The organism is Pyxidicoccus sp. MSG2, from assembly GCF_026626705.1.
Taxonomy (GTDB): Bacteria; Myxococcota; Myxococcia; order Myxococcales; family Myxococcaceae; genus Myxococcus.
Genome location: NZ_JAPNKC010000001.1, coordinates 2,986,911 through 3,002,329 on the forward strand (window position 1 = coordinate 2,986,911; position 15,419 = coordinate 3,002,329).

Below are 15,419 nucleotides of genomic sequence, written 5' to 3' on the forward strand. Positions count from 1 at the left end.
AGCCTCGGATGAAGCCGGTGGACCGTCCCTTCTGGAAGCGGCGCTGGGCACGCATGATTGGACTGGCCACGGTGGTGCTCGTGGCCGGGTGGTTCCTCTCTCGGGAGCGACCGCCGCCTCCGGGTCCGGCTCCGGAGGTGGCGCGGGCGCCCGAGCCCGAGCGCCTCTCCCCTGCCCCGTCTCCAGCGCCCGCCGCGCCGCCGCCCACGGTGGCGGTGGATGCGCCCCGAGCGGCACCGGTGCCTCCGCCCGTCATCGACGCGGTGACGGTGGAGAAGCAGGAGGTCTGCTCCGGCGAGGACAACCTCATCAGCGTCCGGGCGCACTCGCCGGATGGCAATGACACGTATCTGCACTCCACCATCGGCACGGGCACTGGAATGCGCGTGCCGCTGCGCGTGTGGCTGGAGCCGGATGGGACGTACGCGCAGCCGGTGGTGACGGTGTTCGGCAAGGACAACGTGTCCACGACGGTGACGGTGCCTCACTACACGGTGAAGTCGTGCGAGCCCGAGCGGCTGGTGGAGGTCCTCTCCCGGCGCCTCCCCAACGCCGACGAGGACTACGAGTTCCTCGCCCGCATCATCGAAGTGCCGAAGCGGGACGCGGCGCCCCGCACACCCTTCACGCCAGTGAAGTACGTGTGGACGTTCGATGACCAGCACACGGTGACGACGACGGCGCCGACGACGTCCCACACGCTGAGCGGCACGGGTACGCAGCCGTGGGCCATGTATCTGCAGCACCTGGTGCGGGTGGATGTGTTCGACGCGAAGGGCCGGAAGCTGACGGGACGCTCGTCGATGCAGGTGCTCAACACGTCCTTCGAGAACTTCGACAAGAAGGGCGTCGTCACACTGCTGGCCCGGGGCACTCCGCGCTTCCCGGAGCTGGGCGAGGACGGCGTGGTGAGGCAGAAGTTCCGCCTGTATCACCAGTGGAAGGGGCTGGTGCGCCTGGAGCGGGTGACGGCCCTTCGCGCCCGGGTGCCGGAGCGCGGCGCTCCGCCATTGCCGGAAGAAGCGGCCGAGGTGTCCCTGGGCGTGGATGTCATCCCCGAGGGCCAGGGGGTGGAGGTGACGGTGTCACTGGACACGAAGGTCGAGCCGGAGGTGTCCGTCGTCACATACGCGCTGGAGGGCAACACGCTGGACGGCCACCCGGCGCGGGGGACGTTTTCGGTGATGCGGCCGCCGCCCCGGCCCACGAAGGAGAACAGCACGCCCATCACCGACCCGCTGCTGATGGCGAAGGTGAAGAAGGCCCGCGAGCTGCTCGGCCAGCCATTCGTCACCGACGAGGACCTCTGGCGACTGGAGCGCGAGGGGCGCTTCGACGACCTCAAGGTCCAGCGCGAGGTGCCCTGACCGCCGCGGCCCGCAGGCCGGAATGGCCGTTCCGCCGACGGGGGACGGGGACTGCCGGAACCGCTACCGCCGGAAGGAACGTTCCTTCCAGACCGACCGGCGCCCCCCGGCCGCCGCCGACCTTGCCGGAATGAACGTTCCTTCCAGACCGACCGGCCCCCCCCGGCCGCCGACCTTGCCGGAATGAACGTTCCTTCCAGACCGACCGGCGCCCCCCGGCCGCCGCCGACCTTGCCGGAAGGAACGTTCCTTCCAGACCGACCGGCGCCCCGGGCAGACCTCCCGTCGGAATGAACGTTCCTTCCAGACCGACCGGCGCCCCGGGCAGACCTCCCGTCGGAATGAACATTCCTTCCGGCCCGACCGGCCCCCCGGGCGGCCCTCCCACCGGAATGAACGCTCCTTCCAGACCGACCGACGCCCCGGGCGGCTCTCCCACCTGAAGGAACGTTCCTTCCAGACCGACCGGCGGCCCGCCCGGGCAGCCGTGCCATTGGAATGAACGTTTCTTCCAGGCAACCGGTGGCGGCTCCGCCTCCCACCTGACCGGAACGACCGTTCCATCAAGAGTCCCGACCGGCGGCCGTTCCAAGCGCCGCAGGCACGCGAAGACGTGGTGACGTCTCCGCGCATGTCCGGAGCCTCGTCTTCCCCTTACGGCTGGCGGGCCCTGCTCCCGCTCCTGGTGCTGTGCTGCTGCGTCCCGGTCGCCGCACGCGCGGAGGGCCTGCCGACAGACGGGGGCACCACCGCGCCACATCCCTCGCCGGAGCCCACGACAGACTCCCTGCCGAAGGACTCACTTGATGCGCTGGAGCAGCGCATCCTCGGCAAAGGCTGCGAGCCCAAGCTCCTCGGCAACGCCGACCGCCGCTTCATCGAGGCGCAGCTCCTCTGCGATGCGCACCTGTCCTTCATCCTCGTCCAGGCCGCGATGGACGGGAACCCGGTGCCGGACACGCAGCGGCGACTGAAGGCGCTGCTAGCAGATGCGCTCGAACGAGCCCGGGGTCCCTTCAAGGCACAGGGCGGAACGAGCATCGCGGGACATGCACTCCCGCCCAGCGTGCTCTACCGGGGCTACGTCCTGCTGATGCTCGCGGGCATGGAGCGCGCCGGGCTCGCGGACGCGGAGTCCACCGCCCTCTTCGACGGCCTGGCCGCGCAGCTCGTGGACGCGCTCTCGCGACAACTCCTGCTGCCCAGCTTCGGCCGGTCCATCTGGCCCTGCGACAGTGCACCAGCCGCGGCGGGCCTGCTGCTCCACGGACGGCTCCGAAGCAACGCGGAGTCACGTGCCACGGGTGAGCGGCTCGTCGCGCGGCTGGTTGAACTGTCGAACCTGCCCACGGGCTTCCCCACGAAGGTCGACGCGAAGGGACGGCCGGTGGAGCCCACGCAACGCGCCACCACCCTGGCGTGGACGGGCGCCTTCCTGGCCATGGCCTCGCACCCGGCGGCGCGGCACTTCACGGCCACGCTGGTAGGCGGCTACTGCGACCATCCCGCTGGCAACGCCCTGCCCCTCGCCGCCTGCCGCGAGTGGCCGCGCGGAGTGAAGGGACGGGAGGACTCCGCCAGCGGACCGCTCGTCTTCGGCGGCTACTCCGTGGGCGCGAGCGCCCTGGCCATCGCCGCCACCCGGCTCTCCAGCGAGCACTCGCAATGGCACGCCCACCTGCTCAACGCCGCGAGGGAGATGGGCATCCGCGCCACGCTGGAGCAACCCCGGAAGCAGCCCCTGGAGGCGGCGCTCTACTGGTGGGGCACCACCGTGCGTCCGTGGTAGCGCGAGGCTACGGCGTGCTTCGCGCTTGCGCCGGCCTGCCCTCCTTCACCAGCAGGTAGCCACGGTTCTCCTGCACGTCCGGCGTGCGCATGGACGCGAGGAGCGAGGAGGCCTTCACCCATACCCAGCGCTGGTCCGTGGCGTTGACGTCCATGACCAGGAACGAGTCGGACTTCGCGTCATACGCCGCCAGCGGCGAGACATGCCCGCCACCCTGCTGTCCCAGCACGGGCCGGAAGTAGTTGATGATGACGTAGTCGCCCTGCGTCTTGAGGTTCTTCTTCAGCTCCTCACGGACGACAGCGTCCTTCAGCGAGTCGTTGAGCACGCGCAGCTTCACGTCCAGCCCCTGCGCCGCGAGCATCCCCGCGAGCTGGCGAAGCTGGATGCCGGCGTCCGACTGGCCGTCCTCGCCACGCGGCTGGCCGAAGACCTCCGAGCGGGTCTTCACCTCGCGCACCTTCTCGTCGAAGAAGTTGTTCTGCGTGTAGCGGTAGAAGAGCGGGTCGAAGCCCGGGGGCAATCGCGCGCGGTCCTCGGCGGACACGAGCGAGGGGTCCTGCGGCTTCGCCACCGCGTCATTCCCCATGCGCACGGCGTTGAGCACGATGACGGACGAGGTAGGGCCGCAAAAGGCCTTGTTGCCCTGCGACTCGAACTGGTTGGCCAGGTGGAAGAAGTCCACCTTGTAGCGGCTGCGCTCGAGGCGCTTGATGGACTCGGGGGCCGCGAAGCTGACGACGACCGGGGCCGCGGGCCTGAAGCCCCTGGCGGGAGCCGTCATCGGCGCGAGGGCGGCGAGCCCACCGCCGAGCACGAGCAGCGTGGTGCGGAGCGTCTTCATTGGAGGCTGTGACCTGGGGTGTGCATACGAAGCGCGTGCGCACAGCCTGCCACGGGCCCCGACACGCAGGAAATCCAGCGCCGCCGCCTCCCTGCCTGCTTCAACCCGGGGCCTCCGCCACTGCAAAACCATACACGTCGCTCTGACATCCCCACGCCTGTTCATTGACGGACCGCTGTCTCATCCCAGAGGGTCGAATCAGGGATAAACCGCTTTGAACGTCGATTCGTTTCACCCGGACAACTCCTTTCCCAAAGGTGAAACATGTATCGACACATCCTGAAGTGGACGCTCACCGTGGGCGCGCTGGTGTTCCTGGGTGCGTGTGCGTCGCAGCAGGTGCCCTGCAGGGACCCGGCCGCCAAGAGAATCACCGTCAGCCAGCAGCGTACGGGGAAGTTCCTCACCGTCCGCAAGAAGGTGCCGGGCGAGTACATCGTCGTGCTGAAGGCGCCGGAGCAGAGCCTGGCACAGGTAGCGGTGACGCAGGCCACGCACAGCCTCACCGCGAAGTACGGCGGCAGCGCCTTCGCCGTGTACGAGCACGCGCTGCGCGGCTTCGCCAGCAGGATGAGCGAGGCCCAGGCGCGGGCCATGGCCAAGGACCCGGCCGTGGACTACGTGCAGGAGAACGGCATCGTCTCCCTCGCCGAGAGCCAGCCCCGCCCCACCTGGGGCATCGACCGGGTGGACCAGCGTGACCTGCCGCTCGACCGGCTCTACATGTACACCGCCACGGGGCTGGGCGTGCACGCGTACATCCTCGACACGGGCGTGCGCTTCTCGCACCAGGAGTTCGGCGGCAGGGCCTCGCTCGGCTTCGACTCCGTGGGCGACAGCATGAAGGGCAATGACTGCCACGGCCACGGCACGCACGTGGCGGGCACCGTGGCGGGCAGCACCTACGGCCTCGCGAAGAATGCCTCCATCCACTCCGTCCGTGTGCTCGGGTGTGACGGCTCCGGCTCCACGTCGGGCGTCATCGCCGGCATCGACTGGGTGACGAAGAACCACCAGTCCCCCGCGGTCGCCAACATGAGCCTCGGCGGTGACACCGACCAGGCCATCGACGACGCGGTCAGCAAGTCCGTCGCCTCGGGCGTCACCTACGTCGTCGCCGCGGGCAACGAGGACGCGGACGCCTGCAAGCACTCGCCCGCGCGCGCTCCGGCGGCCATCACCGTGGCCGCCACCGACGACGAGGACCAGCGCGCGTCCTTCTCCAACTGGGGTGACTGCGTGGACGTCTTCGCGCCCGGCAACAAGATCACCTCCTCGTGGCACTACGGCGACGATGCAACGCGCGTCCTCAGCGGCACCTCCATGGCGTCTCCCCACGTGGCGGGCGTGGTGGCCCTCTTCCTCGAGATGAACCCCAAGGCCACGCCAGACGAAATCACCACCGCGCTGCTCACCAACTTCACCACCGACAAGGTGGCCAACCCCGGCTGGTGCTCGCCCAACCGGATGGCCTACTCGGGCTTCATCGGCGCCGTGCCCCTGCTCCCCACCGTCATGAGGGCGCGCATCCAGGCACCGGCTCCCGTCACTGATAGCACCCCGCGGTAACCCCTCCCACGCGGAGGTGCTCCAGGCAGCCCGGCTCCCCGCCTACGGGAGCCGGGCTGTCTGCTTTGCGGGCCCCGATGCCCCGCAAAACGTCAGGAAGCCGCCTCCGCCCGCGTCCCGGCGTCAGTGCCCGGCCGGCCGCGCTCCTCGCGTCCCGCCCGCGGCGTGAGGAGGCACGAGAAGCCATGGCGACGCTCAATATCACCTATGACGGGATGTCCGCGGACGTGCCGGTGGAACTGGACCGGCCGGTGTCGGACACCGATGTGCGGCGCATCGCCGCGGAGCTCGTGCGCTCTGGCGGAGTGCCCGGGCTGCACCTGCCCCACCTGCGCGACGACGCGTTCCAGCACTACGTGGTGGACCGGTTCCGCGGTGCGCGCGGCGACGAGCGCATCTACCTGCGCCCGAAGGTGCCGTTCGGCGCCCGGTGAGGAGAGGCCATGCGCATCCTCTTCTGTGGCGTGGGGGCCATCGGCTCCTCGGCGGTGGTGCTGTGCCGCAACCTGGAGGCCCAGCTGGCCTTCATCGACTTCGACCGGGTGGAGTCCAAGAACCTGCTCGCCCAGGCGTACGTGAAGCCCTCGGTGGGGAAGAACAAGGCCGAGGCCCTCAAGCTGCAGTTGCTCAACCTGCACGGCGTGAAGGCCGAGTCCTTCGGCGTGCGCCTCACCCGGGACAACGTGGAGGCGCTGTGCGGCGGGGGAGACCTGCTGGTGGACTGCTTCGACAACCAGGACAGCCGCCTGCTGCTCAGCGAGTACGCACGCAAGGCGGGCAAGCCGTTGGTCCACGGCGCGGTGAGCGCTGACGGAACCTTCGGACTGGTGCGCTGGGACGAGCGCTTCATCCCGGACGCCGAGGACACGGCGGGCCAGGCCACCTGCGAGGGTGGCGCGCATCTGCCCCTGCTGGGCCTGCTGGCCGCGACGCTCGCCCGCGCCGTGCAGGACTTCGTGAAGCACGGCGTGAAGCGCGATGCCCTGGTCAACCTGACGGCGGTCATCCCCACGATGGGCGCGTGAAGAGACAGAGGCCCCGGAGCTCCCATGCTCCGGGGCCTCTTCTCGTGCCTACTCCAGCGTGCGAAGAAGCGCCTGGGCCAGCCGCCGCACGGCGTAGCCCTCGAAGTCGTCGACGGGGTCGAGGCTCGAGGGGAACACCTCGAGCAGGCTGCCCAGGAGCAGCTTCACCCGGCGCTGGCGCTCCTCGCGTTCAGGAGCGCCGCCCATGGCGAGCGTTGCCCCGTCGTCATCGAGAAGGAGGGCGGTGTGGAGGAGGTGCTGCCAGCGGTCCTCGCGCATGGTGTCGTTCCCGAGCTCGGACGCGCTCACAGGTGGAAGTGTCCCGCGGCCTCGGGCTGGTAGGGCACGGCCACCACGCGCAGCCGGCGCCTGCGGCCACCGGGCACCTCCAATTCCACGCGCTGCCCCAGCGACAGGCCCAGGAGGGCCACGCCCACGGGCGCGAGCACCGACACACGGCCGGGAGCACTGCGCGAGTCCTTGGGGTAGCAGAGCGTCACCTGCTGGAACTCGCCCCTTCCCTCATCCTCGAAGAGGACGGTGCTGTTCATCGTCACGAGGCCCGGCGGCACGGCCTCGGGAGAGGTGACGCTCGCCTTCGAGAGCTTCCACTCGAGCGCTTCGGTGTGCTCGGTGGGAGCGCCGTCTCCCTGGAGGTCGAGCACCCGCTGCAGGCGCTCCACGTCGAGCTCGGTGACGACAACGGTATGGGGGGTGTGCATGGGGATTCCTTTGCAATGGGAGACGTGCCCTGCCAGCGACGGCAGGGGCGGAGAGGGAATGGTGGCCGTGGGCGCGCCCCGAGAGGGGACGGCGCCGGGGCTCAGGACTGCATGGGAGGGGGAGGACGCCGCACGCTAGGAAAGGCGCGTGGCGTCCGTCCCAAGCCAGGCCGTGGCCCGGCCGTGCGCGAGCAGGACCCGGCCGTCCGCGACCTGGCGGGGTCCAGTGCTCACCAGGGCTGACGTCACGAAGGCCATGAGGGCAGTCACACCGTGGAGGGCCGAGCGGCCCTCCGCATCCATGCCAGGGAGTCTAGTGCGCCAACGCCGTTTGGCAACCGGCCGTGCGTGAGCAGACGGACCTCACCGCCCGTGCAGGGGCCACACCCAGGGGACGATCAGCACGAGCGCGGCGAGCATCAGCGCGGTGAGCGGCCCTCCGAGTCGAAGGAAGTCGCTGAAGCGGTAGCGCCCGGGCCCGTAGACGAGCATGCAGCTCGGCTCGAGGGGCGTGAGGAACGAGCACGACGCCGCGAGCGCAATCCCCATGGCGAAGCCGCGCGGGTCCACGCCCAGCCCCGCCGCCGCGCTCAGCCCCACCGGCAGCACGACGAGCGCCGCGGCCTGGTTGCTCATCGGAATCGAGAGGACGACGGTCAGCACCATCAGGCACAGCAGCACCAGGCGGGGGCCGCCCACCTCCGCGAGCCCCGCGGCGAAGCCGCCGAGCCACTGCCCCGCCCCGCTCTTCTCCATGGCGAGCCCGAGCGCCATCATGGACCCGATGAGCAGCACCACCCGCCAGTCGATGCGGAACACGAGCTTCGCGTCCAGGCACCCGGTGAGGACCATGAGCAGCACGCCGGCCACGCCCGCGAACGCCAGGGACACCGCGCCGCTCGAGCCCGCCACGAGCGCGGCGACGAAGATGAGGCCGGCGAGCAGCGCCCTCGAGCGGCGTGGCACCGGCAGGAAGCCCAGGTCCGGCATCAGGAGCAGCGTGGGCGCGTCCACCAGCGCGTGAAGTCGCTCGCGCGGGCCCGCGAGCAGCAGCGCGTCTCCCGGCTGCAGCCGCACGTTGCGCAGGGAGCCCAGCTCCCGTGAGCGCAGGGGCCGCTGGATGGACGGGTGGCGGTGCAGCGCCAGCAGGCGGACGCCCAAACGCCGCGAGAAGCCCACGTCGCCCACCCGGGCTCCCACGAGCCCGCTCGTCGGCTGGACGATGGCCTCGGCGAGCACGGGCTCCGGCCCGCGCCGCGCCGTGCGCGTGTCCACGCCGTGCGCCGTCTCCAGGCCGCGCAGCTGCACCGGACGCAGGATGTCCCGGCGTCGCCCGCTGAGCAGCAGCCGGTCCCCCGGCGCGAGGAGGACGCCCGGCCCCGGTGCCAGCATGGAGCCGGCCTGCGTGAGCGACACCACCTCCAGCCCCACGCGTCGCTCGAGCCAGTCCAGCCCCTTGCCCACGAGCCGGGAGCCGTGGGGCACCCGGGCCTCGGTGACGAAGTGGCGGCCCTGCCCTCCGTCCGCCTCCGTGCCCGCGCGGACGGGCAGGAGCCGGGGCGCCAGGAAGACGACCAGCGCGATTCCCAGGAGCGCCAGGGGCAGCCCGACGGGTGTCAGCTCGACGAGGCCGATGGGCCCGAGGCCGAGGTCCTCCAGGCGCGCGGAGACCACCAGGTTGGTGGAGGTGCCGTAGAGAAAGCCCATCCCTCCCAACATGGACGCGAAGGCGAGCGGCATCAGCACCCAGCTGCGGCGCAGCCCCGCGGCCTTCGCCCCGCGCAGGACGACCGGCAGGAAGGCCGCCGTGGTGACCGTGTTCGAGACCACCGAGGAGAAGGCCGCGACCAGGACCATCACCCCCAGCAGGAAGCCCCTCGGCCCGAGCCGGCCCAGGTGGGACAGCCAGGCGCCGGCCCGGTGCATCACCCCCGCGGAGGCCAGCCCCTCGGTCATCGCCAGCAGCGCGAAGATGAAGATGACCGTCTCGTTGGAGAACCCAGCGAAGGCCTCCGCGGGCGTCAGCACGCCCGTGAGCCCCAGCAGGCACACCACGGCCAGCGAGGTGACCTCGAGCGGGATTCGCTCCAGGGAGAAGAGGATGATGGTCACCAGCACGATGGCCAGCACGAGCGAGATATCGGTGAACATGTGACGCTCCTGGGGGGATGCTCGGGCGCACCCGCCGCCCCCGCCTCAGGCCGCCAGTGCGTAATGGTGGGTGATGGCGCCGCACACCTCGCGGCGGCTGTCCGCCGCGGGCAGCTCGTAGCGGCACTCGATGGCGGCGACCTTCCGGGCGAGCGCGTCGTCGTGCAGCGCGTCCCGGAGCCAGCGTGAGAAGTCTCCGTTCCAGAGGTGGAAGAGCCAGGTGTCGTCGTCCACCTGCGCCGCCAGGCGGCAGAAGGCGCGCAGGTTGTGTGCTCGCGGGCCGGTCCGCCCGCGACGGCCCCGGAAGGTGAAGCCAAGCGCGCCCAGGTCCCCCTCCACCTGCTCGGGGACACGGCGCAGGCGCTCGGCCCGCCGCGGCGGTGCCCGGAGCCGCAGCGGCCAGCGCCCTTCCGCGATGAACCAGGCGAGCACCGCATGCTCCGCCCCCGCGGACAGGGGCAGGTGCAGCGCCGTCTCCTCGATTGCCCCGGCGAACTGCTGGAGGGCCCGGGCAGACGCCGGCCCCACTCCCACCGCGACGTCCATCTGCTCGAGGATGGGGCGCGCCACCGCGCCCGGGTCTTCGACCCGCAGGAGCGTCTCCCCGAGCTTCGGCGCGTCGCGAAGAGCGTCCCGCGCCCCGGCAGGCCACAGGCGCTGCGCGCCGTTGACGATGAGCCAGTGGGGACGCCCCGTCCGCAGCCGCATCCCCTCGAGCGCAGGGAGCAGCTCGCGGAAGAAGCCGGGCTGCGCCTCGGGCGCCAGCGCGGCCAGGCTCACCACGGGCTTCACGGCGGGGGCCGTCAGCGCCGCCATCACCTGGGACACCCGGGGGACGTGCAACCTGTCACCCAGCTTCACCATGTCGTCGCGCGGCTCGAAGTCCCCGATGCAGTCGATGACACAGGGCTGGTACCGCCGCTGGAGGAGGCGCTCGAGGAAGCCCTGCACGTAGCTGGCCCCCTCTTCACCGCGTGGCCCGACGACGAGGAGATTCTCGCCGTACGCGGGGATGCCCACGCGCTCACCCGACGGGCCGTACCCGAGGGTCAGCGAGTCTTGAGGTGTCCATGCTCCGTCCGTCCGGAGGTCGTGCTGGACCAGCTCCTCGACGAGCTCGACCACCCCCGCGCCCGCCGCGCCGCGCGTCGTGAAGGCGGCCCGCTCCTTGAGCGCCGGTAGAGCGTTGGCGACGGCCACCGCGCACTCACTCACGTCGAGCAGCGAGTGGTCGTTGGCGCCGGCACCGAGGCTGACGACCTCGTGCACGGACATCCCGAGCGACAGCAGGGCCTCACGCAGTCCCTCCCCCTTGTTGATGCCCGGCGGCACGGCCAGGACGCGCTCCCCGGCGAAGATGACCTGCAGCTCGAGGCCCAGCTCGCCCACGGCCTCGACGAACGTGCGGGCCTGGGTGCGCGGGGCGTAGACCACCGCCTGGCCGCGCACGAGCGGGGTGACACCGCGCTGGAGCATCGCGCGGACGAAGGACTCGGGAACCGGGCGGCAAAGGGCCGTGCTCTCACGGCGCGCGGGCCAGTAGAGGAGCGCGCCGTTCTCCGCGACGACGCAGTCGAAGGGCTCCAGGGACGAGAAGACAGACGTGAGGTCCGCGAGCCTTCGCGAGGTGACCAGGATGACGCGGCGCCCGGTGCGGCGCAGGCGCGAGAGCGCCGCCAGCGCGGCCTCATCGGCACGGCCGCCGGTCGCAAGGGTTCCATCCAGGTTCATGGCAAGGGCGAGGTAGCGCATGGCACTCCCGGGGGCAGGGGTGGGATGAAGACTCAGGGGGATGGTCGGAGCGACACGTGGGGCGGGTGCCCACGGCGCGGCACTCCCGCGTGCGGTCACGCGGTGCGGCGAGCACGAGCTCCACTCAGCAAGCGCGAGACCCCTCTACGAGCGAGGCGTCCCTGCGCGAGCGAGGAGCCAGGCGGCAGCCCGGTGACGGATGCACGAACGAAGGCGCGGCCCTGCCCGGCGGGTGTGGTGCTTCCCGGGGGCTGGCAGCAGCGACGTGGGCATCTCGACCTCCTTGGGAGCAACCCCTCCTGCGCGTCGCTTCTTCCCCCTGCCCTCCCGCACGGAAAAAAGAAATCACCGCGCTGTCAGGGACGAATTATCGCCGCGTCAGTCCCCCATGAAAGGAGCGGTGGCCATGAACACGACGAACCGGAAGAGCCCGACGCAGTCCCAGATTCAGAACAACAACCCCTGGCACAGCATCTCTGTCCTCCCGTGCATGCGCCCCGCCGCCGTCCCGAGCTTTTCCGTGGGACTCCGCTCGTATCACGGCCTCTCGCCCGACTCCTGCTGACGCTCCCGCTGTGTCTCCGACACGCGAAGCCATGCAGAGGCCGGGCTCCCCAAAGGGACCCCGGCCTCTCGGCTTTTGGGCTCCCGCTCCATCCGGGGACGTAGAGCGTTACGGAGACGCGCCAGCCTGTAGAGCTGGAGCCCGAGAGGGCCCGCTGGGTTCGACTCCCAGCGTCCCCATCACCGCAGATTCGCAGCACCACTCCTGGGTGTAGCTCAGTCTGGCCAGAGCGCACGGTTCGGGTCCGTGAGGCCGCAGGTTCAAATCCTGTCACCCAGATACGCAGCACATGCAGTGCACGGGGTATGGCTCAAAGGCAGAGCTCCCGCTTGATAAGCGGGCGGTCCCGGTTCGACTCCGGGTGCCCCGACAGCAGCAACTCTCTGACAACTGAATCGCAGTGGTGAAAGCACGCCGCCCGCTCACATCAGGGGCGGCACGCAAACACCTCCGTAGCTCAACGGCTGAGCACCCGGCTCTTACCCGGGCGGTGAGGGTTCGAATCCCTCCGGAGGTACTCACGCGGGTGTCGTCCAGCGGCAGGACTTCGGTCTCCCATACCGAGGACACGGGTTCGAATCCCGTCACCCGCTTTCACGTCTTCTCTACCAGGGTGGTCAAACGGCTACGACGGCGGATTCTGACTCCGCAAGCGCAGGTTCGATTCCTGCCCCTGGTTCTCGGTAGCACGCAGCAAGCGCAGCACATTCCCCGGTAGCTCAATGGCAGAGCACGCGGCTGTTAACCGCGGGGTTGAAGGTTCGAGTCCTTCCCGGGGAGCTGATTCACATGGCCTGTTCCGCCTGGGGCGGCAGCGGTCTGCAAAACCGTTTGAGGCGGGTTCGACTCCCGCACTGGCCTCTCTCTCACCGCAACACATGCCGGCCTGGCGTAGGTGGTCCGCGCGCCTGTCTGAAGCACAGGAGGACTCGGTTCGATTCCGGGGGCCGGCACTCGCAGCACGCAGCAAGCAGCACCTTCATAGGCCGCGCTCCGGGGAGCAGCCTCGACTCCAAATCGAAGCCAGCGGGGATCAACACCCTGGCGGCCTGTTTCAGACGCTCCTGTAGCTCAGCTGGTAGCAGCACCGGTTTCGTAAACCGGGGGTCGTCGGTTCGAACCCGACCGGGAGCACTCGTCGCACCGCGGTACCGTTTCATGGGGCCATGGCTCAATGGGAGAGCGCTCGGCTTGCACCCGAGATGTCCGGGTTCGAATCCCGGTGGTTCCACTTCACGCCTCTGTAGCTCAGTGGGATGAGAGCGCACGGTTCCGAACCGTGAGGCCGCAGGTTCGAGCCCTGCCAGAGGCATCTGTCACACCACGCTTCCGTAGCTCAGTGGATTCAGAGCGGGCGCGTCCTAAGCGCACGGTCGCAGGTTCGAGTCCTGCCGGGAGCACACACACCAACGTCTTTCATGCGGAGTGGGACCGGACGTCCCACTGGGCCTCATAAGCCCGGGTCGCAGGGTTCGACTCCCTGCTCCGCAACTCTTCATGCACGCCGAGCCAGCTGGAGACGGCGACGGTCCCACACACCGTATCTGCCGGGTTCGATCCCCGGGGCGTGCACTCTGTAGTTCCCATGCCGGGATAGCCCAACCAGGTAGAGGCACCAGGTCGAGAACCTGGCGAGTGCGGGTTCGACTCCCGCTTCCGGCACATGCAGTCGCAGTGAGTCGTACAGAGGTGTCGTCAGAGAAACTCCCGAAGCACGTCCACGTAGCCCAATTGGGAGAGGCCGCCGGCTCAAACCCGGCCGAGTGCGAGTTCGAATCTCGCCGTGGACATCAACCCGAGAGGCGCCGTGTCATGGAGACGCTGGTACTGAGTCAATCCTACGAGCCCGTCGCGCGGGTCCCCTGGCAGCGCGCGGTGATGTTGATCTTCCAGGGCAAGGTCGAGGTGGTCGAGGAGTACGAGGACCGCTTCGTGCGCTCGGTGACGGTGGCGGTGAAGATGCCGTCCGTCATCCGCTTCATCCGCGGGCTGCGCCGGGGTCCCAAGGGCGTGAAGTTCAGCCGGGAGAACGTGTACCTGCGCGACAACTGTCGCTGCCAGTACTGCGGCAGCAAGGTGTCGCGGCCCGAGGCCACGTACGACCACGTCCTCCCTCGCGCGCAGGGTGGCAAGACCTGCTGGGAGAACGTCGTCATCGCGTGTGTGCCCTGCAACCAGAAGAAGGGCAACCGCACGCCGGTGGTGGCGAAGATGGCGCTGCGCAGCACGCCGGCGAAGCCGAAGAAGCTGCCCGAGGCAATGCACCTGACCTTCCTGTTCGAGAAGGGCATGCCCGTGTCGTGGGCCAAGTTCCTCGGTGACATGGCGTACTGGCACGTGGAGCTGGAGGAGTGAGGTCGCGGAGCAATAGGGGAACCACCAGAGGTGGCCCCTAGGAGGTCCCACCAGAGGTGGGCCTCCCGCTCCACGCGGACCTCCCCGCGCGCCGGCAGGCGGGAACGCTGCTGCCGGCACTTTTCACCTGGGAGGTCGACGCCGGAGGCCGGCGGCCCGTTTCGAAAACGGTGCGAGCGCACCGCGCTTGGGGTTCGAGTCCCCTGCCTTCCGCTGTCTTTTCTGGAGCATGCAGACCGGGTGGCCGGTCGCCTGGTTGGAAACCAGGAGAGCCCCTCGTGGGCTCGTGGTTCGACTCCACCCTGCTCCGTCTTTTCTGGAAGTTGGATTGGCGATGGCGCCAGGCCCCGCTGCTACCGGGTGCGAGCCGGAACTCCGGCTTGAGGTTCGAGTCCTCCGACTTCCGCTCTCCCTGCCCCGTGGGGCCGGGCCCTTCACCGGGTGTGCACCGGGTGACTCGGGCCCCACACCGGCACGCAGCATGGCCGCACGCCGCGCCGTCCCTAGCCTCCCTGCCACCGGGCCCCCCCGGGAGCAGGGAAAGGACGCGAGCACATGAAGGACTTCCGGATGGGCCATTGGGCGGCGGCGGGGCTGGGGTTGCTCACCGTCGCGACGGGACTTGCCCTCGGCTGCGGGTCGGACGGCACCACGCAGGACTTTCCACAGGACGAGCAGAGCCAGGTCCCGGTGGGAGCCGAGGACCGCGAACGCATCGAGATGGGGCTGATGCACTCCCCCGTCCCCGTCAACCTGACGGGGCTGGACCGGGACCTGGTGGGGCTGGGCAGCTACATCGTCAACTCCCAGGCGGCCTGCAATGACTGCCATACCAACCCGCCCTTTGCCCCCGGCGGCAATCCCTTCCTGGGAGAGCCGACGCAGGTGAATGCCACGAACTTCCTCGCGGGCGGGGTGAGCTTCCCTCCAGGTGTGGTGTCCCGGAACCTCACCCCCAACGCCCAGGGCCTGCCAGCGGGTCTCACCTATGAGGAGTTCCTCGCCCTGATGCGCACCGGCCGGGAGCCGAGCGGGGCCATCCTCCAGGTGATGCCCTGGCCCATCTACGGGATGATGCGGGACGCGGACCTGCGGGCCATCTACGAGTACCTGCGGGCCATTCCCCCGGCCCAGCCAGGGACGACGCCCGCCCCGGTGCCCTGAGAGCGGCCACTCGCCGCCCGGCCCCGGCCATCCGGGGCCCGCTGGCGACTCCTCGGGATTGCGCGCTCACCACGGCGGTTCAGCAAGGTTAGAGTGCGCAACCGGCGAGGGGGCGT

The 15,419-nt window shown here is 69.9% G+C and carries 12 protein-coding genes and 17 tRNA genes; 24 read left to right on the forward strand and 5 right to left on the reverse strand.

The window, feature by feature from the left end; translation table 11 throughout:
* The first annotated feature begins 8 nt into the window (after window positions 1-8).
* Window positions 9-1,367, forward strand: coding sequence for a hypothetical protein (locus OV427_RS11015; protein ID WP_267856053.1), 1,359 nt, complete (start codon window positions 9-11; stop codon window positions 1,365-1,367).
* 631 nt (window positions 1,368-1,998) lie between these two features.
* Window positions 1,999-3,156 carry a hypothetical protein gene (locus OV427_RS11020; RefSeq protein ID WP_267856054.1) on the forward strand — a complete coding sequence of 386 codons (1,158 nt, stop codon included), beginning with the start codon at window positions 1,999-2,001 and terminating at the stop codon, window positions 3,154-3,156.
* A gap of 7 nt (window positions 3,157-3,163) precedes the next feature.
* Here OV427_RS11020 and OV427_RS11025 read toward each other — a convergent pair whose 3' ends face one another.
* On the reverse strand, window positions 3,164-4,000 hold the full coding sequence (locus OV427_RS11025) for a phytochelatin synthase family protein (protein WP_267856055.1): 837 nt from the start codon (window positions 3,998-4,000) through the stop codon (window positions 3,164-3,166).
* A gap of 264 nt (window positions 4,001-4,264) precedes the next feature.
* On the opposite strand from OV427_RS11025, the gene OV427_RS11030 reads away from it, so the two are divergent.
* From OV427_RS11030 to OV427_RS11040, 3 genes are all read left to right on the forward strand, one after another.
* A complete protein-coding gene (locus OV427_RS11030) occupies window positions 4,265-5,569 on the forward strand; it encodes a S8 family peptidase (protein ID WP_267856056.1) in 1,305 nt (434 codons plus the stop codon).
* Between the two features lie 185 nt (window positions 5,570-5,754).
* A complete protein-coding gene (locus OV427_RS11035) occupies window positions 5,755-6,003 on the forward strand; it encodes a hypothetical protein (protein WP_267856057.1) in 249 nt (82 codons plus the stop codon).
* A 9-nt stretch (window positions 6,004-6,012) separates the two neighbouring features.
* On the forward strand, window positions 6,013-6,594 hold the full coding sequence (locus OV427_RS11040) for a HesA/MoeB/ThiF family protein (protein ID WP_267856058.1): 582 nt from the start codon (window positions 6,013-6,015) through the stop codon (window positions 6,592-6,594).
* Window positions 6,595-6,642: 48 nt separating this feature from the next.
* Here the strand turns inward: OV427_RS11040 and OV427_RS11045 are convergent, their stop codons facing one another.
* The 4 genes from OV427_RS11045 to OV427_RS11060 all read right to left on the reverse strand — a co-directional run bounded on the left by OV427_RS11045 (window position 6,643) and on the right by OV427_RS11060 (window position 11,219).
* Entirely contained in the window at window positions 6,643-6,903 is a 261-nt protein-coding gene (locus OV427_RS11045; RefSeq protein ID WP_267856059.1) for a hypothetical protein, read from the reverse strand.
* Window positions 6,900-7,316 carry a nucleoside diphosphate kinase regulator gene (rnk, locus tag OV427_RS11050; RefSeq protein ID WP_267856060.1) on the reverse strand — a complete coding sequence of 139 codons (417 nt, stop codon included), beginning with the start codon at window positions 7,314-7,316 and terminating at the stop codon, window positions 6,900-6,902. The genes OV427_RS11045 and rnk overlap by 4 nt, the downstream gene beginning before the upstream one ends.
* A gap of 363 nt (window positions 7,317-7,679) precedes the next feature.
* The gene (locus OV427_RS11055; protein ID WP_267856061.1) at window positions 7,680-9,467 is read right to left on the reverse strand and encodes an SLC13 family permease; all 1,788 of its coding nucleotides are present in this window, start codon (window positions 9,465-9,467) and stop codon (window positions 7,680-7,682) included.
* A gap of 45 nt (window positions 9,468-9,512) precedes the next feature.
* Window positions 9,513-11,219 (reverse strand): HAD hydrolase family protein, encoded by a 1,707-nt coding sequence (locus OV427_RS11060; protein ID WP_267856062.1) that lies wholly within the window; start codon window positions 11,217-11,219, stop codon window positions 9,513-9,515.
* Window positions 11,220-11,878: 659 nt separating this feature from the next.
* On the opposite strand from OV427_RS11060, the gene OV427_RS11065 reads away from it, so the two are divergent.
* The 19 genes from OV427_RS11065 (at window position 11,879) to OV427_RS11155 (ending at window position 15,303) form a co-directional block, all read left to right on the forward strand.
* Window positions 11,879-11,963 (forward strand) — tRNA-Tyr (locus OV427_RS11065).
* 25 nt (window positions 11,964-11,988) lie between these two features.
* Window positions 11,989-12,063, forward strand: a tRNA-Pro gene (locus tag OV427_RS11070).
* Window positions 12,064-12,083: 20 nt separating this feature from the next.
* Window positions 12,084-12,154 (forward strand) — tRNA-Ile (locus OV427_RS11075).
* 76 nt (window positions 12,155-12,230) lie between these two features.
* Window positions 12,231-12,301 (forward strand) — tRNA-Lys (locus OV427_RS11080).
* A gap of 5 nt (window positions 12,302-12,306) precedes the next feature.
* A tRNA-Gly gene (locus OV427_RS11085) sits at window positions 12,307-12,377 on the forward strand.
* 14 nt (window positions 12,378-12,391) lie between these two features.
* A tRNA-Gln gene (locus tag OV427_RS11090) sits at window positions 12,392-12,463 on the forward strand.
* A gap of 29 nt (window positions 12,464-12,492) precedes the next feature.
* Window positions 12,493-12,564 (forward strand) — tRNA-Asn (locus OV427_RS11095).
* Between the two features lie 11 nt (window positions 12,565-12,575).
* Window positions 12,576-12,645, forward strand: a tRNA-Cys gene (locus OV427_RS11100).
* Window positions 12,646-12,664: 19 nt separating this feature from the next.
* A tRNA-Phe gene (locus OV427_RS11105) sits at window positions 12,665-12,737 on the forward strand.
* 107 nt (window positions 12,738-12,844) lie between these two features.
* Window positions 12,845-12,918 (forward strand) — tRNA-Thr (locus OV427_RS11110).
* Between the two features lie 26 nt (window positions 12,919-12,944).
* A tRNA-Ala gene (locus OV427_RS11115) sits at window positions 12,945-13,015 on the forward strand.
* A gap of 6 nt (window positions 13,016-13,021) precedes the next feature.
* Window positions 13,022-13,096: transfer RNA gene (locus tag OV427_RS11120), tRNA-Arg, on the forward strand.
* A gap of 13 nt (window positions 13,097-13,109) precedes the next feature.
* A tRNA-Arg gene (locus OV427_RS11125) sits at window positions 13,110-13,184 on the forward strand.
* Window positions 13,185-13,203: 19 nt separating this feature from the next.
* Window positions 13,204-13,275: transfer RNA gene (locus OV427_RS11130), tRNA-Met, on the forward strand.
* A gap of 96 nt (window positions 13,276-13,371) precedes the next feature.
* Window positions 13,372-13,446: transfer RNA gene (locus OV427_RS11135), tRNA-Leu, on the forward strand.
* 54 nt (window positions 13,447-13,500) lie between these two features.
* Window positions 13,501-13,574, forward strand: a tRNA-Leu gene (locus OV427_RS11140).
* 22 nt (window positions 13,575-13,596) lie between these two features.
* On the forward strand, window positions 13,597-14,139 hold the full coding sequence (locus OV427_RS11145) for an HNH endonuclease (RefSeq protein ID WP_267856063.1): 543 nt from the start codon (window positions 13,597-13,599) through the stop codon (window positions 14,137-14,139).
* Between the two features lie 224 nt (window positions 14,140-14,363).
* Window positions 14,364-14,449: transfer RNA gene (locus OV427_RS11150), tRNA-Ser, on the forward strand.
* 245 nt (window positions 14,450-14,694) lie between these two features.
* Window positions 14,695-15,303, forward strand: a complete 609-nt coding sequence (locus tag OV427_RS11155) for a cytochrome C (RefSeq protein ID WP_267856064.1) — start codon at window positions 14,695-14,697, stop codon at window positions 15,301-15,303.
* Window positions 15,304-15,419: the final 116 nt, after the last annotated feature.

Bases quoted from the DNA above. Each gene is read 5' to 3' on its own strand.
- rnk (WP_267856060.1), bottom strand. From the start codon at position 7,316: ATGCACACCCCCCATACCGTTGTCGTCACCGAGCTCGACGTGGAGCGC.
- OV427_RS11025 (WP_267856055.1), bottom strand. From the start codon at position 4,000: ATGAAGACGCTCCGCACCACGCTGCTCGTGCTCGGCGGTGGGCTCGCC.
- OV427_RS11060 (WP_267856062.1), bottom strand. From the start codon at position 11,219: ATGCGCTACCTCGCCCTTGCCATGAACCTGGATGGAACCCTTGCGACC.
- OV427_RS11035 (WP_267856057.1), top strand. From the start codon at position 5,755: ATGGCGACGCTCAATATCACCTATGACGGGATGTCCGCGGACGTGCCG.
- OV427_RS11155 (WP_267856064.1), top strand. From the start codon at position 14,695: ATGAAGGACTTCCGGATGGGCCATTGGGCGGCGGCGGGGCTGGGGTTG.
- OV427_RS11030 (WP_267856056.1), top strand. From the start codon at position 4,265: ATGTATCGACACATCCTGAAGTGGACGCTCACCGTGGGCGCGCTGGTG.
- OV427_RS11055 (WP_267856061.1), bottom strand. From the start codon at position 9,467: ATGTTCACCGATATCTCGCTCGTGCTGGCCATCGTGCTGGTGACCATC.
- OV427_RS11145 (WP_267856063.1), top strand. From the start codon at position 13,597: ATGGAGACGCTGGTACTGAGTCAATCCTACGAGCCCGTCGCGCGGGTC.
- OV427_RS11040 (WP_267856058.1), top strand. From the start codon at position 6,013: ATGCGCATCCTCTTCTGTGGCGTGGGGGCCATCGGCTCCTCGGCGGTG.
- OV427_RS11015 (WP_267856053.1), top strand. From the start codon at position 9: ATGAAGCCGGTGGACCGTCCCTTCTGGAAGCGGCGCTGGGCACGCATG.
- OV427_RS11020 (WP_267856054.1), top strand. From the start codon at position 1,999: ATGTCCGGAGCCTCGTCTTCCCCTTACGGCTGGCGGGCCCTGCTCCCG.